This window comes from Erythrobacter sp. SDW2, from assembly GCF_021431965.1.
Lineage (GTDB): Bacteria > Pseudomonadota > Alphaproteobacteria > Sphingomonadales > Sphingomonadaceae > Parerythrobacter.
The window spans coordinates 2534560-2556754 of sequence record NZ_CP090370.1; the positions used below are offsets into that span (position 1 = coordinate 2534560).

Consider the following 22195-nt stretch of genomic DNA (forward strand, 5'->3'; position numbering starts at 1 on the left):
TAGCAGGCCCGAGCGGAGATTGTCAGGCCTCTCCGACCGCATCCACCAACGCAGCATCGAGCGCATCGGCGGGAGACTTGTCGCCCCACAGCACGAACTGGAACGCCGGATAGAACCGATCGCAATCCTCGACCGCCGATTCGACCAGCGCCTGCGCCTGGTTGAGGCTCAGCGTACCCTCGTCGCCCAGCAACGCGGCGTGGCGATAGACGATCACATTCCCGTTGGACCACAAGTCGAAATGCCCCAGCCACATCTGTTCGTTGACCAGCGCCAGTAGCTCGAACGCGGCGGCGCGCTTGTCCTTCGCGACGCGGATATCGGGCACGCAGATCAGCTGGAGCACATTGTCGACTGCGCGCCAGATCCCGCGCAGCTGGTACTTGGCCCAGCTGCCTTGGATCTCGCCCGAAATCTCGTCGTCGCCAAGCGATTCGACCGGCCAGCCGTGCGCTTCGAACAGCGCCGCAAGCATATCGACCGGGGCCGCATCGTCCGATTCGACGTAACGATCTAGTGCGGAGGTCATCGGCGGGTGATCCCGGCGGGGGGTGCCATCAAGTGCATGAAAGCGACATGCCCCGATGCCTTGCTGCGGCGCAATGACGTCAACAGCCAAGCTTGGGGAGAACCCAATCGGCTTGTTCAAACCATGTGCAAAACTACCGCTTGCGCGCCACAGGGTTACCGCAGCTCGGCGATCTCCTGCCCTTCCGGGCTCGTGAAGGTGAAGGCGTCGAAGCCCTTCTCCTGTAAATCTTTCAGTGCCTTACGCGCCTCGTCCCGTGTCTTGTAGGGGCCCGCAAGCAGGCGATTGGTCTGGCCCCAAGCGGTCACAAAGGGGCCCTTTCCGTCGAGCAGTCCATCGGCCTGCTTGCTGAGGCGACGCCAGTCGAACTTGAGCGCGCTCTTGTCTTGCCCGGTCGCAACCTGGACCCAGAAGCGGCTCGGGGCGGCGGGCTTTGGCGGCTCCGGCTTGGGGGCAGGCTTGGCCTCCTCGCGCTTCTCAACCTCGCGCGGCGCCTTGATCGCAGCAATATCGACTGCGCCCGCCGCTGGGGTCCTGGCAGCCCTGATCGGCGGTGCGGACAGGTCGGCAAAGGCATCGGCGACCGACGCCGGCTCCGGTGCGGGATCCGGCTTCGGAGCTGGAGGGGCCGCCAGAGACGGGCCTGTGCCCGATCCGCTGACCCTGCCCAGGTCGAAGCCCGGCGCGGCGCTGCTCGGCTCCATCCGCGCGACAACGACCGGCTGGGCCGGTGTTGCAACGGGCGGCTGGGTCGATGCCGGTGCCAGCTCGGCTCCCGACGTGGCCTCAGGCAAGCGCATGGTGCCGGAAGAAACCGCCGGTTGCACAGCCGGACGCGCCGTAGCGGTCGTTTCCGCAGCCGCGACGACGGGCGGCGGACCTGGTGGGGGCTGTTTGGCTGGCTCGTCTTCGCGGCGCCGCTCGACGATGCGGGGGCGATCCGAAGTGCGCGACAACGGATCCGTCGCAGCTTCGCGCCGCGCGACCCTCACCGTTCGTTCGGCTTCGTCGCGCGATCCGACAATCACACCTACGACCTCTTTCTGTGGTGCCGGAGCAGGCTCCGCCGCGGCGACGGTGACCGGAGCGGACCCAAGCGGCGTACCCGCCGGCGCAAGCCCGCTATCGGAGGCACGCGCAGCGCGGCCGGTAGCCGGTCCGTCGCTCAAGGCGGCGATGCGGGGATCGTCGCGGCCGATGCGCGAAGCTGTAGGATAGAGCCCCAGATTGGCAGCTGCCGCCTGCTGCGCCTTGGTCAGTTGCGGCATGAACCGCAGGTAGGGTTCCAGCTTGGTGGCCATCGGCCGGTCCATAACTGCTTCGGTGATCGCGACGGCGTCATCCGGTTTGTCGAGGATCGCCAAGCCGAAAGCCCGGGTGCGATAGGCAGCAAAGTCGCGCTTCTCGAGCAGGGGCCGCAAGGTCGCTTCGAAGGCCTGCTCCTGGCCATCGATAGCATAGCTCAGTGCCAGACGCCGGCTCACCTCCTCATTGCCGGGCGCAGCCGCGAGTGCCCGCTGGTAGCGCAGCTGCGCTTCCTTGTTGTTACCGACCAGGTCCCACGCCAGGCCATAGTCTCCGGCGAGCTTGACGATCTCGACACCGGAAGCCTCTGCCTCCTGGAACAGTCTCAGGGCTTCGTCAGGTCGCCTGGTTCGGACATAGGCGGCGGCCTTGCCCGCCTTGATCCGCGGATCGTCCGGTGAAAGCTCTGCGGCGCGGCCAAAGAAGCCGACCGCGGCATCGACATCATCCAGCTCCAGCGAAGCGGTCCCCGCAGCGATCAGAGCATCAAGATTGCGCGGATCGCGCGCGAGGCGTCCGAGGGCCTCCTTCAGCTCCTGCGCGGCCGGGGGAGGCAGCGGCTGAACGACCTCGCGTCCGCCAAAGCCATCCTGCGCCGCAACCGAGACGGGCGAGAGCGGCAGAGCAACGCAGGCGAGGAGGAAAAAGCGCGGTTTCATTGGTTAACGACGGGCCAGACTATAGGGGCACGATAGCAGCCATGGCAATCGCCCGGCGACTATCGAGCAGGAATTCGGGATGGGCGGAGCCGGAACCCCGCCCGATCAATCCGATTACTGGTTGTTCTGGCGCCCGAGGAACCGGGGGATGTTGAGCGAACCGCCATCGTCATCGTCCTCGTCGTCTTCGCCCTTCTTGGACGAGGCGGTGCCGCGCGAGAGATTGGCCATGCGCTCGAACAGCGTGCTCCCGCCCGAGGAATCACCACCCCCAACGCCCGAACCGTCACCGCCACCGGCAACCAGGCCACGACGCCGTCCGGGAACGGCCTGCTGGGCAGGCTCCTCGACCGGCTCGTCCTGCTGTGCCAGACGATCGGCGTTGAGCAGCAGTTCGTCCGACTGGCCCGCATCGTTTCCTGCGTCACCTTCACCGGCAGCGTCATTTTCGACCGCCTCGGCAGCTTCCCCGAGGTCGAGGGCGTCGCCCCAGTCCTCGTCTCCTTCGCCCCCTGCCTCTTCCTCGTCCGAGGCCGCTGGAGGCGGGTTGTAGTAGCTGTCGTCGCTGTCATTGCGCATGCCGGCGAGCGGATCGACGATCTCGTCGACGTCATCATATTCGTCGTCCTCGTCGTATTCTTCGTCATCGCTGGCGGAGAAATTCGACAGGCCGGCAATTCCGGCGGGAAGCTCAGGCTCCGGCGCGGCTTCTTCCTCGAGCTCCATTTCGGCTTCAGGCTCGAATTCCTCTGCATCGAGTTCGAGCGGCGCCACTTCCTCATGGACCTCTTCTTCGGCCTCGGGCAGCTCCAGCACCGGCCGCTTGGGCGGACGCGCGCCGCCGAGCGTGGTCGCCTGGCGCGACGGCATGGAACCGCTTTCGCCCTGCTCGATCCCGGTTGCTACGACAGAGACGCGAATCTTGCCGTTGAGGTCGGGATTGAACGCCGAACCCCAGATGATGTTGGCGTCTTCGTCGACCAGCTCGCGGATGTGGTTCGCGGCCTCGTCCACTTCGAGCAGCTTCATGTCGTCGCCGCCGATGATAGAGATGATGACGCCCTTGGCACCCGCCATGCTGACGCCGTCCAGCAGCGGATTGGCAATAGCACGCTCGGCAGCTTCGAGCGCACGGTTCTCGCCCTCGCCTTCGCCGGTGCCCATCATCGCCTTGCCCATTTCCTCCATCACCGACTTCACGTCGGCGAAGTCGAGGTTGATCAGGCCGGGCATGACCATCAGGTCGGTGATCGAACGCACGCCCTGCTGGAGAACCTCGTCCGCCATCTGGAAGGCTTCCTTGAAAGTCGTTTCCGCTTTGGCGACCAGAAACAGGTTCTGGTTGGGAATGACGATCAGCGTATCGACATGCTTCTGCAGCTCTTCGATGCCCGTTTCAGCCGCGCGCATGCGGCGGGTACCTTCGAACAGGAACGGCTTGGTCACGACACCGACGGTCAGCACACCCTTGCGGCGCGCAGCCTCGGCGATGACCGGCGCTGCGCCAGTGCCGGTACCGCCGCCCATGCCGGCAGCGATGAAGAGCATGTTGACGCCCTCGAGCATGTCCTCGAGCTCGGCTACGGTTTCTTCTGCCGCTGCCTTGCCGACTTCGGGCCGGGCGCCGGCACCCAGGCCGCCGGTGATGTCCGGCCCGAGCTGGATGCGGGTTTCCGCTGACGAAGTGTTGAGAGCCTGCGCATCGGTGTTGGCAACGATGAATTCGACGCCTTCGATCTGGGCATCGATCATGTTGGCGATCGCGTTACCGCCTGCGCCGCCGACACCGATCACGGTGATGCGGGGCCGCAACTCGTCAGTCGTCGCGGGGCCGATATTGATGCTCATGACGGTTCACTCCTATGGCCCGCGGGCCGAAACTTATTATTGCGAGTGTGACACAAAGAGAATCGCGCTTTAATCACACTCCACTCCTTATCCACAGTGGTTTCCACGAGGTGTTCCACAGGCCGGAACGCAATGTTGCCCCCTCAGCTTCGACCACTCGTCAAAAATACTCCCGCGCAGCATGCCAGATGCGGCTGATCAACCCTATCCCGCCCGGCTTGATCACTTCCTGATACTTGCTGCTGACAGAGCGGATATCGACCGGATCCTCTGCCGCATAGAGGCACAGCCCGACGAGCGAGGCAAAGGCCGGATTTCGAACCAGATCGCCCAGCCCGCGCAGATCGGGCGGAGTCCCGATCCGCACCGGACGACCGAGCGCGCCCTGCATATATTCGGCAATGCCGGCCAGCTGGCCGCCCCCGCCGGTCAGGACAACCTGCCCGCGAGCACCCGAATAGTCGAGCTGCTTCAGCGCCTTGCCGATATGCTCGGCGTGCTTGCCGAGCTGTTCGGTGATGACCGAGATTAGTTCGGCGCGGTTGACCTTGTGGTTCTCGCCGCCTTCATCTCCTGGCGCGTTGACCGGCACCATTTCACGGTGATCGGTCGGGCTGGCGATGGCCGAACCCGACAGGCACTTGAGCCTCTCGGCCTGGAACCGGCGCACACCGAAGGCGCTGGCGATGGCATCGGTAATGTCGTTGCCGCCCAGCGGGATCGAGATGAGGCCTGCCAGCATGCCGCCCTTGAACACGCTGACATTGGTGACCTCACCGCCGAGTTCGATCAGAGCCGTGCCCAGTTCCCGCTCTTCCGGGCTGAGGCAGGCCATCCCGGCGGCGATCGGCGTAGCGACCACCGATTCGACCGAGAAATGCGCGCGCTCGACTGCATCCTTGAGATTGCGCACCGGCGCCCCGTCAGCCAGCATGACATGGACATCGACGCCCAGCTGCTCGGCATGAAGACCCTTGGGATTGGCAACACCATGCGCACCGTCGAGGGTGTAATGGGCAGGTTGCGCGTGCAGTACCATGCGACCGTCCGGCTCGATATTGTCGCGCGCGGCGAGCAGCAGGTGTTCGATATCCTCTTCCTCGATCTGGCGACCGCCGATCGGCACTTCGACCCGCGCGATGCGGCTGGTCAGCCCTGCCCCGGCGCAGCCGACCCACAGGCTCTGGACCCGCGCGCCGGCATTCTCCTCGGCCCGCTCCATCACCTGGCGAATGGCATAGGTCGCTGCTGCCATGTCGGTAATATAGCCGCGCCGGATCCCCTGCGACTGGCGCAGGCCCGAGCCGAGCACCACCAGTTCGCCCGTTTCCGACAGACCCATGATCATGGCCGAAATGCTGACGCTGCCGAGATTGACGGCACCGAAGATGCGGGAGATGCGGGGCAGGCCCATCAGTTTGCCTCCCCGGCGGGCAGCGCTTGCTGGTCCTGCCCCGGAACGCGCATATAGACCCGTTCGGGCACGCGCATGTCGAAGGTCGCGACCTTCCCGCCGAGCAGGCGGTTCTGGCCGTCGAGGCGGGCAAAGTTGATGAGCGCAGTGGCCGCCTCGGTCTCGCCGCGCGGCAGGGCCAGCACCTGGTCGGTCTTGAAGGTCAGGTTCCAGCGCCGGTTACCGATCCACTCGGCGCCCACCACCTGCGGCTTGAGCGCCGGTGCGGCATCGAGCAGCTTGCCCAATGCGGCCACCTGCTTGGCCGCACCCGGCCCGGACACGCGCAGCATACCCCTGGCATTGGCTTCGCTGACCGGCTCCAGTTCGGCCCCGGTGGCATCGATCAGCACCAGCCGCCCAGGCTTGACCAGCACCGCATGCGGGGTGCGCTCGACGATATCGATCACCAGAGTATCGGGCAGCTGGCGCGAAACGCGCGCGTCGCGGACCCAATCCATTGCTACCAATTGCTGCCGTAGCGCTTCGAGATCGACTAGCGGCATCGGCGTGTCACGCTGGGCATAGGCGGCCTCGTAGACCTTGAGCTCGTTCATCCGCTCCACGCCGCTGACGCGGACGCGGCGGACTTCGAAACCGGCATCGGAAGCGACCGCGGCGATTTGCGCCTGAGCCAGTGCAGGCACGCCAGCCAGACTGGCGACAAACCACGCCAGCGCTACCCCGCCGCCGATGATCACGGCGAGGAAGAACCGGTGCAACTGCTCCTCGGTAAAAGGCAGCACGGCCATGGCGCTGTCGAGCGCGCCCTTGCCGTGCTTCTGCACCTGCCGCGCCTTGGCCGCGCGGTTCTGCGCTGCGGCGGTGCGGCGAACGCCCTGCCCGTTACGCCTGACCCTGGTTGCCATGGCTACCCCCCTTTTCCTTGGGCCGTCACTTGGCTTGCAGGCTTGCCGAAATGATCGAGCGCATCGGCGATGATCGCTTCGACCAGTTCTTCATAGCTCATCCCGACATAGGCCGCTTGCTCGGGCACGAGGCTGAGCGGGGTCATGCCGGGCTGGGTGTTGGTTTCGAGGACGAACAGCCCGTCCTCGCCTTGTTCGTCGTCCCAGCGGAAATCGGTGCGGCTGGTACCACGGCAGCCAAGCACGCGGTGTGCCTCGAGCGCGTATCTCTTGCACAGCGCCTCGATCTCGGCGGGGATTTCAGCGGGGCAGACGTGTTCGGTCATGCCGTCGGTATACTTCGCATCGAAATCGTAGAAGCCGCTCTTGGGCTTGAGCTCGGTCACTGCCAGCGCCTTTCCGCCGACCACGGCGGTGGTCAATTCGCGCCCGCGAATGAAGGGTTCGGCCAGCAGGCTCCTGAATTCCTGCCACGGGCCCGCCGCATCGCGGCGGATGGGATTGCCGTAATTGCTCTCCTCCGTGACGATGGCGACCCCGACCGAGGAACCTTCATTGACCGGCTTGAGCACATAGGGCCGTGCCAGCGGGTCTTTCTCGTAAAGCTCCTCGCTCGCAACGATCCGTCCGCCGGGCATGGGGATGCCGTGCGGCACCAGCGCCTGCTTGGTCAGTTCCTTGTCGATGGCGATCACCGAGGTGGCGAGGCCCGAGTGGGTATAGGGCACACCCATCAGGTCGAGCATACCCTGCACCGTCCCGTCTTCGCCAGGAACGCCATGCAGCGCGTTGAACACCACATCGGGCGCAGCCTCCGCGATGCGGGCTGCAACCTGGCGGTCCATATCGATCCGGGTCACCCGGTGCCCGCGCGCCTCCAGCGCCTTGGCCACGCCCTCGCCGCTCATCAGCGAGACGGGTCGTTCGCTGGCCCAGCCGCCCATCAGCACGGCGACATGGTATTTGCGGTCAAGACTCATTTGGGTTCACCTGCGGGATAGAGCTGGACCTGCCAGCCCCGGATATCTGAGCCACAACCGTCCTGCCAGGGAAAGGCGCGGGTCTTGGGGTCTGGCCAAACGATCTGGACCGCGCGGTTGAGGCCATCGCCCTTGCTGCGCTGCTGGAACCAGATGGCATAGCCGAAGTGCGCCGCGCGCCCGCGCGGATCGTCGATCGGCCGCACCATGCAGTCATAGCCTTCGATCAGATTGCCGATCGCCTGACCGTCAACCAGTTCAAGCCCCTCTTCCTTGCACTGGCGGAAGACCTCGTTGATCATCGATTGGGCAAGGTTGCGGTCGAGGCCGTAAACCAGCACCTCCGGCTGGGCCAGAGAGTGCTCGAAACCGACCGAGAAGCTGTAGGATGGCGCGCGCGGGTCTTCCGCCGCAACGTGCATGACGGACAGGCCGAACTGCTCGATATTCTCGAGGATCGCCTTGTGCTGCGTCGTCAGCTCCGTTGTTTCTGTCATGGTCGGCCCACCCGCTGGATTTCCCACTCGAGTTCGACGCCGGAGTGCTGGTAGACGCGGCGGCGGACCTCTTCCCCCAATCCCTCTATATCGGCACTGGTCGCGCCATCGACATTGATCAGGAAGTTGGTGTGCTTCTCGCTCACCTGCGCCCCGCCCATGCTGAGGCCGCGGCAGCCGGCCTCGTCGACCAGTTGCCAAGCCTTTTTGCCCTCGGGATTCTTGAAGGTCGAGCCACCGGTCTTGGTCCGCACGGGCTGCGAATTCTCACGCGCTTCGGCGATACGCTCCATCTCGGCACCGATCACCTTGGGGTCGCCCGGCCCGCCCTGCAGCCGCGCACTGACCACTACCGCGCCTTCCGGCAGGGCTGAATGACGATAGGTATACTGCAGGTCGGCCACGGGCAGGTTGACCAGTTCGCCGCCCGGCAAGACGACGTCGCAGTCGATCAGGACATCGGCGGTCTCGCGGCCATAGGCCCCGGCGTTCATTCGCACGAAGCCGCCAATGGTACCGGGAATGCCGCGCATGAATTCGAGCCCCGCTATTCCCGCGTCGCGCGCGGCCGAAGCGACCAGCACGCCATGCGCGCCGGCGCCGCAGGTCACGGTATGATCGGCATGGGTTTCGACCTTGGCAAAGGCCTTGCCCAGCTTGATAACGACGCCGGGCACGCCGCCGTCGCGGATGATAAGGTTGGAACCGAGCCCCAGCGCCATCACCGGCAGCTCGCCATCGAGCCGAGAGAGGAAGGTGCGCAGGTCGGCCATGTCGGCTGGCTCGAACAGCCAGTCGGCCTTGCCGCCGGCCTTGAACCAGACCAGTTTCGCCAGCGGCGCATCGGCGGTCAAAGTGCCGCGCAAGCCGTCGGTCGAGACCGGGGCACTGACCGCGCCTTCGACCTCTGCGGTCGGCGCAGCGCCATGGTCGTGCATGGCCCAGTCGTCGGGCTGGTGCGACGTCATACAGCCCGCTCCTGCCGGATCGCATCGGCGAGGCCCGCGGCCCATTTGGTGATGTCGCCCGCGCCGAGGCAAACCACCAGGTCGCCTGGCTCGACCTTGCCGGCGAGAACTTTCGCCAGATCGGCCTGATCGGCGACAGTCGCCGCATGACGGTGCCCGCGCCGCTTGATCCCTTCGACCAGCGTTTCGGCGCTAACGCCCTCAATCGGCTCCTCGCCCGCCGGATAGACCGGGGTGACATAGACCGCGTCGGCTTCGTTGAAGCAGGACTGGAACTCGTCCATCAGGTCGCGCAAGCGGGTGTAGCGGTGTGGCTGGGCCACGGCATGGACCTTGCCCCCGGTGGCTTCGCGCGCGGCGGCGAGGACCGAGGCGATCTCGACCGGGTGATGGCCGTAATCGTCGATGATGGTCACGCCGTCGACCTCGCCCGCACGGGTGAAGCGCCGCCGGACCCCGCCGAAGCTGGCGAAGCCGCTCTGGATCGTCTCGTCGCTACAGCCCATCTCGATGGCGACCGCAATGGCGGCGAGCGCGTTCTGGACATTGTGCCGGCCGGGCATCGGCAGGCGGACGTCGGCGATGCGGCGGTCCTCTTCACCGCGCTGGCGCACGATCACATCGAACAGATTGCCGCCGCCTTCGGGCCGGATGTTGACCCCGCAGATATCGGCCTGGAGCGAGAAGCCGTATGTCACCACGCGGCGGTCACGCACCTGCGCGATCACCGCCTGCACTTCAGGGTGGTCGATGCACAGGATCGCCGCGCCGTAAAATGGCACGTTGTGGATGAACTCCACGAACGCGCGTTTGACCCCGTCGAAATCGCCGTAGTGGTCGAGATGCTCGGGATCGATGTTGGTGACAACCGCGATGGTCCCGTCGAGCCGCAGGAAGCTGCCGTCGCTCTCGTCGGCCTCGACCACCATCCAGTCGCTGTCACCGAGCCGGGCGTTGGAGCCATACTGTTCGATGATCCCGCCATTGATGACCGTGGGGTCGATCCCGCCCGCATCGAGCAAAGCAGCGATCATGCTGGTGGTGGTGGTCTTGCCGTGGGTCCCCGCAATGGCGACGGTGCTCTTGAGCCGCATCAGCTCTGCCAGCATCTCCGCGCGGCGGACCACGGGGATGCGGTTCTCGAGCGCATAGGCGACTTCGGGATTGGTCCGGCGCACGGCGGTGGAAGTCACGATGACGGCGGCATCATGGACGTTTTCAGCCGTATGGCCGATCATGACCTTGATCCCGCGTCCGCGCAGCCGCTCGACGCTGGCGCTTTCGGCAATGTCGCTGCCTTGCACGGTGTAGCCGAGATTGTGCATCACCTCGGCAATGCCGGACATGCCGATCCCCCCGATACCAACGAAGTGGATGGTACCGATGTCTGTGCCTACGCCCTTCACTTCGCGCTCTCCCGCGCGGCGTTCCGGGTCGCGGTGGCGGCCTGCGATGAGGGGCGCGGGGCATCGCCCGAAAGCTTGATCACATCCATCATTTCCGCCCCGCCGAAGCTTTCGACGAGGTCCGCCAGATCCTGCACCGCCTTGGGCCGGCCGCAGTTCCACGCCGCATGGGCGGCAGTCGCGAGCGTGTCCGGGCGCTGGGCCATGGCCTGGATCTGCTTGGCCAGTTCCTTGGCCTGGAACGCCTCCTGCCGGATCATCCGTGCACCACCGGCCTTGACCATTTCCTTGGTGTTGAAAGCCTGGTGATCGTCGGTCGCAATCGGCAGCGGCACGAGGATGGCCGGGCGACCGACAGCGGTCAGCTCGGCGATGGTCGAGGCACCCGCACGGCCAATGAAGAGATGCGCCTGCGCCAAGCGCGATGCCATATCCTCGAAATAGGTCCCCAGTTCGGCCGGGATATCGTGGTTGCGATAACGTTCGCGCACCCGCTCGAGGTCCTCGGCACGGCACTGCTGGGTCACTTGCAGCCGCTGGCGGATCGCAGGCGGAAGCATGGCAAGGCCGTCGGGCACCACTTCGGAGAGCACGCTCGCCCCTTGGCTGCCACCCGTGACTAGCACCTTGAGCAGCCCGTCCTCGGTGAACGGCGGGAACGGCTCGTCGCGCAGGGTCAGGACCTCGGCCCGGACCGGATTGCCGACCAGATGGACCTTGGCAATATGCTTGGCGTCGAGCCGCTTGATCTCCGGGTAAGCGGTCGCAATCGCGTTGACCCGCCCGGCAAAGAAGCGGTTGACCCGGCCCAGCACGGCGTTCTGCTCGTGGATGACGGTCGGAATCCCCGCGCCAGTCGCCGCGAGCATGGTCGGGAAGGCAGGGTAGCCGCCGAAGCCGACCACGGCGCTGGGCTGGAAGGTTTCGAACAGCCGCCTGGCCATGTCGCGTCCGGCCAGCACGGCCTTCACGCCGCCCCACCAGTGGAGCGGGTTCTTGCCGAAACGGCCTGCGGGCAGGACATGCGCGGGGAGGAAGTCCGGCTTGCCGGGAATTCTCGCGCCGCGCTCGTCGGTCATCAGGGCGACGTGATGCCCGCGCCGCTCCAGCTCGGTCGCCAGCGCGAAGGCGGGCAGCAGATGCCCGCCGGTGCCGCCTGCGGCGAGAACATAGTGACGGTTGGCGCCGGTCATGCGCCTTTCTCCTTGTCCGTGATCCCGCGTTCCATCAGGATCGCGCGCAGGCCGGGGGTTTCGCGCGTCAGGAACGGGTTGCGGCGGGTCAACGCCAGCAGCAGGCCCACGCCCAGACATATGGCAATCGTCGACGAGCCGCCATAGCTGACCAGCGGCAGCGTCATCCCTTTCGACGGGAAAAGCTGCAGGTTGACGAGGATATTGATGAAGGCCTGCCCGCCTATCTGGGTGACGAGCCCCGCCGAAGCGAGCAGCGCGAACAGGTTCTCCTCATCCGCCAGCCGCACCAGCACGCGCACGATGATGGCGAGATAGAGCATCACCACCAAAGCGCACACCAGCAGCCCGAATTCCTCACCGATGACGGAGAAGACATAGTCGGTATGCGCTTCGGGCAGGCTCATCTTCCTGAGCCCAAGCCAAAAGCCGGTCCCGGTCCAGCCCCCACCAAGCAGGGTCTTCTCCGCCAGGCCGACCTGGTCGAACTCGCTGCCGCCGCCGAGGAAGGCGTCGATGCGGTGACGGGCGTTGTCATAGAGGAAATAGGCGGCGGTCAGCGCCACGACCCCGGCCCCGATCATCCCGCCAATCTTCTTCATCGAAACGCCCGAAAGCATCACCATCACGAACCATACCCCGCCGAACAGCACTGCCGAGCCAAGGTCGGGCTGGAGCATCAGCAGCACACCGACCAGCCCCATGATGGCGGTGACGATGGCCATCACCGGCAAGTGCGGATCGCGCAGCCGCCACGACAGGATCCAGGCGAGGCAGATGGCGAAACCGGGCTTGAGGAATTCGGACGGTTGGAAGCCGAGGCCGAAACGGATCCAGCGTTTGGCGCCGTTCACCTCGTAACCGATCAACGGTACCAGCATCAGCGCGGCGAGCATCGCGCCCGCCAGCACCACGCCCACGCGGCGGGCATTGTCGCGGCTGAGCGCGGAGGCACCAAACATCACCAGCAGACCGGCGAACTGCCAACGCAGGTGGATCCAGTAGAAATAGAGATCGGGCAGCTTCTCCGACGCGGTCGAGAGCCGCCGCGCGCTGGCTGGCGAACCGGCAGCGACGGCGGCGGTGCCGATCACCATCAGAGCGAGGATCAGGCCGAGCAGGACCCGGTCCACCTCGCGCCACCAGATCTTCAGTTCGGACCATTTAGAGCCGCGCCGCAGCTGGCTTTGCGCCAGCGCCGCGCCAAAACCGGGAACATAGGGCTGTGTCGAACTCATGCCGCCTTGTCTCCGTTCTGGCCCGTCAGCGCAGCGACAATCTGGCGGAAATGCTCGCCGCGCCGCTCGAAATCCTTGAACTGGTCGAAGCTGGCGCAGGCGGGCGAAAGCAGCACCACATCGCCCGGAACTGCATTGCGGATCGCGCGGCGCACGGCGGCATCGACCAGCTCGCTGCGGTCAACCGGTACGCGGCCCTCCAGCAGCTCGGCAAAGCGCGGTCCGGCTTCGCCGATGGTATAGGCGCATTTGACATTGGCGAGATGCGCCTCGGTCGCGCCCAGCCCGTCTTCCTTGGGCAGCCCGCCGACGATCCAATGGATGCGCGGGCCGTTGCCCTGGGGCGGAAACGCCGCGAGCGCCGGGGCGGCGCTGTCGGTGTTGGTCGCCTTGCTGTCGTTGACGAACAGCACGCCGTTGTGTGTGGCGACCCTCTCCATGCGGTGCGGGAGGCCGGCGAAAGTGCGGAGCCCCCCTTCGATCTGCTCGACCGCCAGCCCCAGCCACGCGCAAGCAGCGATGGCAGCACCTGCATTCTGGGCATTGTGAGGACCTTGCAGGGACGGCCAGTTCGCCTGTCCGTCCGCATCGGCTTCGACGATTGCGTTGAACCCAGCATTGCCGCGCCGGATCAGCCCGGCTTCATAGGCGGACCAGTTTGCCAGCGCATAGTGACCCTCGCTCTGCATCTCCAGCAGGCGGTTCTTGGAGGCAGCATAAGCCTCGAAGCTGTCATACCGATCCAGATGATCCGGCGTGATGTTTAGCAGCACCGCCACATCGCAGTCGAGGCTCTGCGTCAGGTCGATCTGGTAGCTCGACAGCTCCAGCACATAGACCCCGCCTTCGGGGAGCGGGTCCTGCCCCAGGATCGGCAGGCCGATATTGCCGCCCACGGTGGTCGGCACGCCCGCGGTCTTGAGGATGTGGTGGACCAGCGCGGTCGTGGTGCTCTTGCCATTGGTGCCGGTGATGCCGACGACCTTGTGCGGCGGCAGCTCGCCGCGGGCCTGCGCGAACAGTTCGATATCGCCGATGATCGGCACACCGAAGCTCTTGGCGCGCGGCACGATCGGGTGGGTGTTGAGCGGCACGCCGGGAGAGACCACCAGCCCGTCGAGCCCCGTCAGATCCTCCACCATCGGATCGCCGATGCGGGCGCGGCCCTCGAACGCTGCGCGCGGTTCTTCCTGCCGGTCCCACACCATCACGTCCGCGCCGCTCACCAGCAGGGCTTCCGCCGCAGCCTGCCCCGAGCGGGCGAGGCCGAGCACGGCGAAGCGCTTGCCGGACCAGGCGGCGCAGGTGATCATCGGACCTTGAGCGTCGCCAGCCCCATCAGGGCCAGCACGATGGAGACGATCCAGAACCGGATCACCACGGTCGATTCCGCCCAGCCCTTCTGCTCGAAGTGGTGGTGGATCGGGGCCATGCGGAACACGCGTTTGCCTGTACGCTTGAACCAGAACACCTGGATGATCACACTGAGCGCCTCGAACACGAACAGTCCGCCGACGATGGCAAGGACGATCTCGTGGTGGCTGGCGACCGCAATCGCCCCCAGCGCGCCGCCGAGCGCAAGGCTGCCGGTATCACCCATGAACACGGCCGCAGGCGGCGCATTGAACCACAGGAAGGCGAGCCCCGCCCCCATGATTCCCCCGCAGAAAATCGCCAGCTCGCCCGCACCGGGCACATGCGGGATACCGAGATAGGCGGAAAAATCGGCGCGACCGGCCAGATAGGCGATGATGGCAAAGGTGCCCGCGGCGACGATCACCGGCATGATCGCCAGCCCGTCGAGCCCGTCGGTCAGGTTCACGGCATTGCCCGCGCCCACGATCACCACAGCGGCAAAGACATAGTAGAACGGCCCCAGCGGGATCGCCCGGTCGGAAACGAACGGCACATAGAGCCAGGTGTTGATCTGGCTGACGATGATATAGGCAGCGATGCCCGCGACGATGAATTCGAGCAACAGGCGGACCTTGCTTGAAAGACCTGCGTGGTGGCGCTTGGTCACCTTGTCGTAATCGTCGAGGAAACCGATCACGCCGAAGCCGATGGTCACTGCGATACAGGCCCATACGAAGGGATTGCGCAGGTCCATCCACAGCGACAGCGACAGCACCAGCGAGGTGAGGATCATCAATCCGCCCATGGTCGGCGTGCCGCGCTTGGCGAGGTGGCTCTGCGGCCCGTCCTCGCGGATCGGCTGGCCCTTGCCCTGCCGCACGCGCAGCATGTTGATGAAGCGCGGCCCGATGAACAGGCCGATGACGAGCGCCGTCATCAGCGTCGCCCCGGTTCGGAAGGTCTGGTAGCGGACGAGGTTGAAAATCCCCTCGAAATCCATCCACTCGGCTAGAAGATAGAGCATTCGGCCTTCCCGGCTCCCGATTGTTCAGACCCGACTGGTGAAGTGTTCCACCAGCTTGCCGAGCCCGATCGAATTGGAACCCTTGACCAGGATCGCGTCACCGGCTGCAATCCCGTATTCCTGCAGCGCCGCGATCGCCTCGGCAGGCCCATGGCAATGAGCGAAGGAAAGCCCCTTGCCAAGCACGGCGTCGCCCGCTTTCCCCAAGTGCCGCGCCAGCGCCAGCATCTCGTCGCCGACCAGCACCGCATAGTCGACCTGCGCCTCGAGAATCGGCTCGGCCAGCTGCTCATGGAATCCGGGGGCAAAATCGCCCAGTTCCTTCATGCTGCCGAGCACCGCGATCCGGCGGGTGGCCGGGGTATGGCCGAGCTGTCGCAAGGTCGCGCGCATCGAAGCCGGGTTGGCGTTGTAGCTTTCGTCGATCAGCAAGGCCTTGCCGCCTGCTGCCGAAACCTGGTGGCGCGCACCGCGTCCCTTGAGGCCGCCGAGTTCCGCCAGCGCAAGGCCGGCCGCGCCAAGGTCGCCGCCGGCGGCATAGACCGCGCCCAGCACGGCCAGCGAATTGCTGATCCAGTGCTCGCCCGGCTCCGCCACGGTGTAGCACAGCCGCCGGTCGGCAATCTGCGCCGTTACCAGCGAGCCGCCATTGGCGGCCGGGATGGCATCGAGCAAGCGGACGTTGGCCTTCGCATCGCGACCGAAGGACAGGACCTTCGCTCCGACTTTCCCGGCAGCGGCGAGCAAGCGCGGATACTCGGGCACATCAGCCGGGATCACGGCCGTCCCCCCCGGCTCCAGCGCGTCGAAGATTTCCGCCTTGGCGTCGGCAATCGCCTCGATCGAACCGAGATTCTCGATATGTGCCGGGGCAATGGTGGTGATGACGGCGACATGCGGGCGGACATGGTGTGTCAGCACGCTGATCTCGCCGGCATTGTTCATGCCCATTTCGAACACGCCATAGGTGCTGCGCGCGGGCATGCGGGCCAGCGTCAGCGGCACACCGACATGGTTGTTGTAGCTGCGCACGCTGCGGTGGGCCTGCCCGCGGCTCGAACGCTCCAGCGCGGCGAAAATGGCTTCCTTGACCCCGGTCTTGCCGACCGATCCCGTAACGCCAACGCGGATGGCAGCGGCGCGGTCGCGTGCGACATGGGCCAGCGCGTGGAGCGCCTCGGTGGTGTCCTTGACCAGCACATGCGGGGCATCGACCGGACGGTCGACCAGCACGGCGGCGGCACCTGCGGCAAAGGCCTTCTCGACGAACTTGTGCCCGTCCATCGCCTCGCCCTTGAGCGCGACGAACAGGTCACCCGGGCGGACATCGCGGCTGTCCATTTCGACACCGGAGACCTGGAAATCGCCGCTCGCCACACCGCCGGTCGCCTCGGCAATGGCCTGCGCCGTCCACAGCGCCAGCGGCAGGCTGTCGCGCCGTGTGCGCGGCCAGGAGAGAATGGCATTCTGGGCAAACCGGGGGGCGATCATGCCGCGCCTCCCTGCCCGCCGGCACATTCGCGCGCAACCGTCACATCGTCGAATGGCAACAGTTTCATGTTCTCTCCCGAACCGATGATCTGGCCCTGTTCGTGGCCCTTGCCCGCGATGAGCACGATGTCGTCGCCCTGCGCCTCGGCGATGGCGGCACAGATGGCCTCGCGCCGGTCGCCGATCTCGCGCAAGCGACCGTCGCCCCCGGCGAGCACTGCCGCGCGGATGGCGGCAGGGTCTTCCCCGCGCGGATTGTCGTCGGTGACGATGGCGATGTCAGAAGCACGTGCAGCAACTGCGCCCATCGGACCGCGCTTGCCCTGGTCGCGGTCACCGCCGGCGCCGAAGACCGTGATCAGACGGCCTGTCACATGCGGGCGCAAGGCAGCGATGGCCGCCTCCAGCGCATCGGGCGTATGCGCATAATCGACATAGACCGGCGCGCCCGCCATGTTGAGCGCGGCGCGTTCCAGGCGACCACGGACCGGCTGCAGGCGAGCCACGCCGTCCCAGACCAGCGAAGCTGCGGTTCCAGTCGCCAGTGCCAGTCCGGCAGCGGTCAGCGCATTGGCGACCTGGTATTCGCCGATGAGCGGCAAGCGCAGCTTCCGTGTCGCGCCGCCATGTTCGATTTCGAGTTCCTGCCCCAACTGGGTCGGCATGCGCGAGAGCAGACGGATGTCCTCGCCCTCCTGCCCAACGGTGAAAACCTTGAGGCCGCGCGCCTTGGCCCGTCCAATCGCCTTGGCGGTCCATTCGTCGCCACTGGTCCAGATCACCGCCGTGCCGCCGTCCATCACGACTTCATCGAACAGCCGCATCTTGGCGTCGAAATAGTCCTCCATCGTCGGGTGGTAATCGAGATGGTCGCGGCTGAGATTGGTGAAGGCGGCAGCGGCCACCGGCAGCCCTTCGTTGCGATATTGCGAGAGCCCGTGGCTGGAGGCTTCGTAGGCGACATGGGTCACCCCTTCGCGCGCGAGGCCGCTCATATTGGCGAGGAAAGTGACGATATCCGGCGTAGTCAGCCCGGTCGAAACGCTCTCGTCGGGCGTGGTCACACCCAGCGTGCCGATGCTTGCCGCGCGTTCGCCCGCCATGCGCCACAGCTGGCGGGTCATCTCGACGGTCGAGGTCTTGCCGTTGGTGCCCGTCACCGCGACGATGGTCTGCGGGACCGGAGTGAAGAACTGCGCCGCCAGCAGCGCGAAGGCACGGCGCGGATTGGCCTCGGCGATGTGCAATGCGCCTTCGACCTTGGCTTCGGGCCGGGCAACAACGGCGATGGCTCCGGCGGCGACGGCCTGCGGGATGAAATCCTCGCCGTTGAACTTCGCGCCCGTAAACGCGCCGAACACCGTGCCGGGGGCGATCTTGCGATGATCGATGGCAAAGCCCGTGACCGTGCAATCGCCGTCACCGGCGATTTGCAGTCCCGCGGCCTGCGCCAGCTTGCCGAGCTTCACTCGTCACCTCCGGGAATCAAACGGCGCAAGTCGGAGATATCGACGTCGCGATGCATGTCCGGGCGAATCCCCAGGATCGGCCCGATGCGAGGGACCAGCCTGCCGACGATCGGGGCAGCGTTCCATGCCGCCGTGCGCTGGAACGAGCTCGCCGTGGTGCCCTTGGGCTCGTCGAGCATGATGATGACGACGAAGCGCGGGCGATCCATCGGGAAAGCCGCCGCAAAGGTCGAAACGAGGCTGGACTTGCGGTATCCCCCGACTCCCGGCTTTTCGGCTGACCCGGTCTTGCCGCCAACGCGATAGCCTGGCGCATCCGCATTGCGCCCGGTCCCGTAGAGAGTGATCATCCGCATCAACTGGTTCATCCGCGAAGAGGTAGCGGCTTTGAAGACGCGGCGACCCTTTGGAACCTGCGACGGCTCCAGCTTGTGCAGCGTAGCCGGGCGCCAAATGCCTCCGTTTACCATCGCCGCATAGGCGCTGGCGAGGTGCAGCGGGGTGACAGCGATGCCGTGACCGAATCCGACCGTCATGGTCGTCAGGCGCGCCCACTTCTTGCCGGGCCACAGCGGAAAACCGCGCGCTGGAAGTTCGATATGGGGGCGCTCGTTCATGCCCAGATCGATCATCGTTTGGCGCATTCGCTCCGAACCCAGTTCGTCCGAGACACGCGCAGTCACCGTGTTCGAAGAATGGATCAGCATTTCGGGGATATTGAGGCTGGCCCCCAAGTCGTGGCCGTCCTTGATGGTGAAGCGCCCGACGGTAACCGGCGACGCGTCATATCGCTTGCCAAAATCGCGAACCACCCCCGCATCGATGGCGGCAGCGACGGTCAGCGGCTTGAAAGTCGAACCGAGTTCGTAGACCTGGTTGGTCACCCGGTTGAACATGTATTGCTCGCCCTCGCGGTCGATCTTGTTCGGGTTGAATTCGGGCAACGAGGCCAGCGCCATCACCTCGCCGGAGTCGACATCGAGCACGATCCCGGCCGCGCCCATGGCATTGGTTGCCAGCATCCCGCGACGCAGCTCGTCCTCGAGCGCGCCCTGCACCCGCATGTCGATGCTCAGTTCGACCGGCGTGCCGCGCAGCGAAGGATCGGACAACCGCTTGTCGAGTACCTGCTCCATCCCGACCCGGCCCTTGCCGTCGGCTGCGACAAAGCCGAGGATATGCGCCGCCATCGTCCCTTGCGGATAGTGGCGGTCCATTTCGAACGGCAGTTCGAGCCCGATTTCGCCGATATCCTGCACCTTGTTCGCATCATCGGGCACGACGCGGCGACGGAGGTAGCCCGGCTTGCCCGAGGCCAGCATGCGCTCGACCCGTTTCTGGTCGAGATCAGGGAAGATCGCCTTGAGCTCGGCGGCAACCGCCGCGGGCGACTTGATCAGCGGAGTGCCATCTTCGCCCAACGCCTCGGGATTGAACCACAGTGCGCGGGCCGGATAGTTGCGAGCGAGCGCAATGCCGTTGCGGTCCGAAATCTCGCCACGCGGCGGCAACAACGCTTCGGCCAGCGACGCGGGATTGTTGCTTCCGCCGCCGATCCCGAGAATAACGATCCGCAGCAGCGCCACCAGGGCCAGCACCGCGAAACCTGCCGCCACCAGCAACACCCGGATCCGCGCCGTCAGCAACGCTTCCTGCCGGTTGGAGACCAGCCGGACGCGCCCCGATGAGATTGCCGTGCTGACAGTGAGAGAGGTCATTCCCCGATCCTGGCCCCGCCGGTGAAGTCAGGAGAGGTTGCTTCGATTTCGGCGGTCATGCCGAGACGTTCGGCCAGCGAAGCGCGCGGCGCATCGGCCCGGGCCGTCTTTACCACCCGTGCAGGTGCCTTCTGCTCCTTGACGGCCGGCTCCGCATCCATTGGCTTGCCGGTCAGGGGCGAGACCATGGCGGGCATCTCGGCCGGTACGTCCGCCCGCGCCACCCGGATCGGTGACGGCGCATCTGGCATGACCGGCTGGCTCAGGCTCGCCAGCTGGCGTTCGTTCTCCAAATACTGGTCGGCGCGCGGTGCGATGTAGCCGAAATCGACCGCGTTCCAGTTGGCCAGCTGTTGCTGGTTGGCGCGGGTCTCGAACTCGGTTTCCAGCCGCATGTTTTCCTGCGTCAGGGCGATGATCTGCCGCTCGGCGCGGATGACATCGCTCTTCACCGCGCTGACGCGGAAACTGAGCGCAGCGAACAGGACAAAGACGAGGCCGAGCGCCATGGCCCAGCCGATCTGCCTCAGGCGACTTCCCCCCACCATCACGCGGCCTCCTTTCGTGCCGGAACACTGGTGCGAACGGCGTGGCGCAGTGTCGAGGAACGCGCACGCGGGTTGCGGGCGATTTCGGCCTCTGTCGGGCGGATCGCCTTGGAAATGTGCGAAAAAACGGCCGGCGGCCCCAGGTCTTGGGGAAGATGGCGGGATGTGCCGCCGGCCTTTCCGGAAGCGCGCTGGAGATAGCGCTTCACGATACGATCTTCCAGCGAGTGGAAGCTGACCACGGCCAGCCGTCCGCCGCTCCGGAGCAGGCGTTCGGCGGCGAGGAGACCCTCTTCGAGCTCGTCGAGCTCGCCGTTCACATGGATGCGAATGGCCTGGAAGCTGCGGGTCGCCGGATCCTTCTTGTCGTGCGGCTTGTGGCCCAGCGCCTTGCGCACCACACGCGCAAGATCGCCGGTGGTCGCCAGCGGGCGGGCAGCCACGATGGCACGGGCAACGCGGCGCGACTGCCGTTCCTCGCCATATTGATAGAGCACATCGGCAATCTCGGCCTCGTCGGCCTCGTTGACGAAGTCGGCGGCAGACATGCCATGCTGGCTCATCCGCATGTCGAGCGGGCCATCGGCGGAAAAGGCAAAGCCGCGTTCCGCCTGGTCGAGCTGCATGGAGGAGACGCCGATATCCATCGCCACCCCGTCGACCTGCTCGACCCCGGCTTCGGCGAGCGCCGCGACCATTTCCGAAAAGCGGCGCGGGTGAAGCACCAGGCGCGGCGGTTGTTCGCGGGTTTCGGGCCACTCCTGCCCGGCAGCAATCGCATCGGGGTCGCGGTCGAAGGCGTGGACGGTCGCGCCGCGTTCAAGCAGCGCACGGGTATAACCGCCGGCACCAAAGGTGGCATCAACGATCACGGCGCCGGGCTGCGGGGCGAGCGCAGCGATCACTTCATCGAGCAGGACGGGGATGTGCGGGGCGGTATCGCTCATTTGCGCTTCGCCTCGGCCTCGGCGACCAGCGCCTTGCAGGCAGCCTTGGCCGCAGCCCATTCGTCGCCCATCTTGTACAGTTCGGAAGGGGTCCACATGGTGAAGAAGCGGCCGCCGCCGAGGAAGAACAGGCCGTCCTCGACATTGGCCAGTTCGCGCAGATAGGCGGGCATGACGAAGCGCCCGCTGTCGTCGAAGGGGATTTCCTCGAACGCATTGAGCTGGAAGCCGCGCGTTTCACGGTCGAATTCGCGGCCGAACTTGAACGCCATTTCCTCTTCGCGGTCGAGCTGCCGCTCCAGCTCTTCCTTGCGCGAGAGACCGAAGCCCGAGAGACAGGTCCAGCGATCATGCTTGTTGATGCACAGGATGCGGCTGCCGGAGCTTTCCTTGACCGCCTTGCGGAACAGGGGCGGCAGGACGAAGCGACCTTTGTCGCCCGCGGGCGAATACGCCTGCCCGCTATATCCTGTGAATGCCTGTTCCACTCCCCGCCAATCCCCGTTCGAGCACCCCTCGAGTGAGCGCCATCACCTGTGGACACAACTTTCCTGCCTTCGGAAGCGCATGCGCCACCGGCTCGCTCCCCGCCTCCGGAAGCGCGCGACAAATCAGCTTGTCCAATGAGAAGCCGTCATAACGCGGCATTCAGCGGGATTAAAGGGGAAAACGCGGAAAAATAAGGGATTATGTGGTA

General features: G+C 65.8%; 19 protein-coding genes. All 19 read right to left on the reverse strand.

Features of this window, described 5'->3' with window-relative positions; translation table 11 throughout:
- Nucleotides 1–22: 22 nt before the first annotated feature.
- The gene (locus tag LY632_RS12405; protein WP_234091437.1) at nt 23–529 is read right to left on the reverse strand and encodes a YbjN domain-containing protein; all 507 of its coding nucleotides are present in this window, start codon (nt 527–529) and stop codon (nt 23–25) included.
- A 155-nt stretch (nt 530–684) separates the two neighbouring features.
- Nucleotides 685–2493 carry an SPOR domain-containing protein gene (locus tag LY632_RS12410; protein ID WP_234091438.1) on the reverse strand — a complete coding sequence of 603 codons (1809 nt, stop codon included), beginning with the start codon at nt 2491–2493 and terminating at the stop codon, nt 685–687.
- Nucleotides 2494–2607: 114 nt separating this feature from the next.
- Nucleotides 2608–4341 (reverse strand): cell division protein FtsZ, encoded by a 1734-nt coding sequence (gene ftsZ, locus LY632_RS12415; RefSeq protein WP_234091439.1) that lies wholly within the window; start codon nt 4339–4341, stop codon nt 2608–2610.
- 160 nt (nt 4342–4501) lie between these two features.
- Nucleotides 4502–5755 carry a cell division protein FtsA gene (gene ftsA / locus LY632_RS12420; RefSeq protein ID WP_234091440.1) on the reverse strand — a complete coding sequence of 418 codons (1254 nt, stop codon included), beginning with the start codon at nt 5753–5755 and terminating at the stop codon, nt 4502–4504.
- A complete protein-coding gene (locus LY632_RS12425) occupies nt 5755–6663 on the reverse strand; it encodes a cell division protein FtsQ/DivIB (protein ID WP_234091441.1) in 909 nt (302 codons plus the stop codon). Before LY632_RS12425 ends, ftsA begins: the two co-directional genes overlap by 1 nt.
- A 2-nt stretch (nt 6664–6665) precedes the next feature.
- Entirely contained in the window at nt 6666–7643 is a 978-nt protein-coding gene (locus LY632_RS12430) for a D-alanine--D-alanine ligase (RefSeq protein WP_234091442.1), read from the reverse strand.
- Nucleotides 7640–8140 carry a DUF4262 domain-containing protein gene (locus tag LY632_RS12435; RefSeq protein ID WP_234091443.1) on the reverse strand — a complete coding sequence of 167 codons (501 nt, stop codon included), beginning with the start codon at nt 8138–8140 and terminating at the stop codon, nt 7640–7642. The genes LY632_RS12430 and LY632_RS12435 overlap by 4 nt, the downstream gene beginning before the upstream one ends.
- On the reverse strand, nt 8137–9108 hold the full coding sequence (gene murB, locus LY632_RS12440; protein WP_234091444.1) for a UDP-N-acetylmuramate dehydrogenase: 972 nt from the start codon (nt 9106–9108) through the stop codon (nt 8137–8139). Before murB ends, LY632_RS12435 begins: the two co-directional genes overlap by 4 nt.
- Nucleotides 9105–10514 (reverse strand): UDP-N-acetylmuramate--L-alanine ligase, encoded by a 1410-nt coding sequence (gene murC / locus LY632_RS12445; protein ID WP_234091445.1) that lies wholly within the window; start codon nt 10512–10514, stop codon nt 9105–9107. Before murC ends, murB begins: the two co-directional genes overlap by 4 nt.
- On the reverse strand, nt 10511–11707 hold the full coding sequence (gene murG, locus LY632_RS12450) for an undecaprenyldiphospho-muramoylpentapeptide beta-N-acetylglucosaminyltransferase (RefSeq protein WP_234091446.1): 1197 nt from the start codon (nt 11705–11707) through the stop codon (nt 10511–10513). The genes murC and murG overlap by 4 nt, the downstream gene beginning before the upstream one ends.
- Nucleotides 11704–12945, reverse strand: coding sequence for an FtsW/RodA/SpoVE family cell cycle protein (locus tag LY632_RS12455; RefSeq protein ID WP_234091447.1), 1242 nt, complete (start codon nt 12943–12945; stop codon nt 11704–11706). The genes murG and LY632_RS12455 overlap by 4 nt, the downstream gene beginning before the upstream one ends.
- On the reverse strand, nt 12942–14258 hold the full coding sequence (murD, locus tag LY632_RS12460; RefSeq protein ID WP_234091448.1) for a UDP-N-acetylmuramoyl-L-alanine--D-glutamate ligase: 1317 nt from the start codon (nt 14256–14258) through the stop codon (nt 12942–12944). The genes LY632_RS12455 and murD overlap by 4 nt, the downstream gene beginning before the upstream one ends.
- Complete coding sequence (mraY, locus tag LY632_RS12465) at nt 14255–15325, reverse strand: phospho-N-acetylmuramoyl-pentapeptide-transferase (RefSeq protein WP_234091449.1); 1071 nt, start codon at nt 15323–15325, stop codon at nt 14255–14257. The genes murD and mraY overlap by 4 nt, the downstream gene beginning before the upstream one ends.
- Before the next feature lie 24 nt (nt 15326–15349).
- A complete protein-coding gene (murF, locus tag LY632_RS12470; protein ID WP_234091450.1) occupies nt 15350–16816 on the reverse strand; it encodes a UDP-N-acetylmuramoyl-tripeptide--D-alanyl-D-alanine ligase in 1467 nt (488 codons plus the stop codon).
- On the reverse strand, nt 16813–18285 hold the full coding sequence (locus LY632_RS12475; RefSeq protein ID WP_234091451.1) for a UDP-N-acetylmuramoyl-L-alanyl-D-glutamate--2,6-diaminopimelate ligase: 1473 nt from the start codon (nt 18283–18285) through the stop codon (nt 16813–16815). The genes murF and LY632_RS12475 overlap by 4 nt, the downstream gene beginning before the upstream one ends.
- The gene (locus LY632_RS12480; protein WP_234091452.1) at nt 18282–20003 is read right to left on the reverse strand and encodes a penicillin-binding protein 2; all 1722 of its coding nucleotides are present in this window, start codon (nt 20001–20003) and stop codon (nt 18282–18284) included. Before LY632_RS12480 ends, LY632_RS12475 begins: the two co-directional genes overlap by 4 nt.
- A complete protein-coding gene (locus tag LY632_RS12485; RefSeq protein ID WP_234091453.1) occupies nt 20000–20551 on the reverse strand; it encodes a hypothetical protein in 552 nt (183 codons plus the stop codon). Before LY632_RS12485 ends, LY632_RS12480 begins: the two co-directional genes overlap by 4 nt.
- On the reverse strand, nt 20551–21498 hold the full coding sequence (gene rsmH, locus LY632_RS12490; protein ID WP_234091454.1) for a 16S rRNA (cytosine(1402)-N(4))-methyltransferase RsmH: 948 nt from the start codon (nt 21496–21498) through the stop codon (nt 20551–20553). The genes LY632_RS12485 and rsmH overlap by 1 nt, the downstream gene beginning before the upstream one ends.
- On the reverse strand, nt 21495–21986 hold the full coding sequence (locus LY632_RS12495; protein WP_234091455.1) for a division/cell wall cluster transcriptional repressor MraZ: 492 nt from the start codon (nt 21984–21986) through the stop codon (nt 21495–21497). The genes rsmH and LY632_RS12495 overlap by 4 nt, the downstream gene beginning before the upstream one ends.
- Nucleotides 21987–22195: the final 209 nt, after the last annotated feature.

Excerpts from the sequence above, each read along its gene's own strand:
- murF (WP_234091450.1), bottom strand. The coding sequence starts at position 16,816 with ATGATCGCCCCCCGGTTTGCCCAGAATGCCATTCTCTCCTGGCCGCGC.
- LY632_RS12430 (WP_234091442.1), bottom strand. The coding sequence starts at position 7,643 with ATGAGTCTTGACCGCAAATACCATGTCGCCGTGCTGATGGGCGGCTGG.
- ftsA (WP_234091440.1), bottom strand. The coding sequence starts at position 5,755 with ATGGGCCTGCCCCGCATCTCCCGCATCTTCGGTGCCGTCAATCTCGGC.
- murD (WP_234091448.1), bottom strand. The coding sequence starts at position 14,258 with ATGATCACCTGCGCCGCCTGGTCCGGCAAGCGCTTCGCCGTGCTCGGC.
- LY632_RS12455 (WP_234091447.1), bottom strand. The coding sequence starts at position 12,945 with ATGAGTTCGACACAGCCCTATGTTCCCGGTTTTGGCGCGGCGCTGGCG.
- ftsZ (WP_234091439.1), bottom strand. The coding sequence starts at position 4,341 with ATGAGCATCAATATCGGCCCCGCGACGACTGACGAGTTGCGGCCCCGC.
- LY632_RS12480 (WP_234091452.1), bottom strand. The coding sequence starts at position 20,003 with ATGACCTCTCTCACTGTCAGCACGGCAATCTCATCGGGGCGCGTCCGG.
- LY632_RS12435 (WP_234091443.1), bottom strand. The coding sequence starts at position 8,140 with ATGACAGAAACAACGGAGCTGACGACGCAGCACAAGGCGATCCTCGAG.
- LY632_RS12405 (WP_234091437.1), bottom strand. The coding sequence starts at position 529 with ATGACCTCCGCACTAGATCGTTACGTCGAATCGGACGATGCGGCCCCG.
- murB (WP_234091444.1), bottom strand. The coding sequence starts at position 9,108 with ATGACGTCGCACCAGCCCGACGACTGGGCCATGCACGACCATGGCGCT.
- LY632_RS12425 (WP_234091441.1), bottom strand. The coding sequence starts at position 6,663 with ATGGCAACCAGGGTCAGGCGTAACGGGCAGGGCGTTCGCCGCACCGCC.
- murG (WP_234091446.1), bottom strand. The coding sequence starts at position 11,707 with ATGACCGGCGCCAACCGTCACTATGTTCTCGCCGCAGGCGGCACCGGC.
- LY632_RS12485 (WP_234091453.1), bottom strand. The coding sequence starts at position 20,551 with ATGGTGGGGGGAAGTCGCCTGAGGCAGATCGGCTGGGCCATGGCGCTC.
- mraY (WP_234091449.1), bottom strand. The coding sequence starts at position 15,325 with ATGCTCTATCTTCTAGCCGAGTGGATGGATTTCGAGGGGATTTTCAAC.
- rsmH (WP_234091454.1), bottom strand. The coding sequence starts at position 21,498 with ATGAGCGATACCGCCCCGCACATCCCCGTCCTGCTCGATGAAGTGATC.
- LY632_RS12410 (WP_234091438.1), bottom strand. The coding sequence starts at position 2,493 with ATGAAACCGCGCTTTTTCCTCCTCGCCTGCGTTGCTCTGCCGCTCTCG.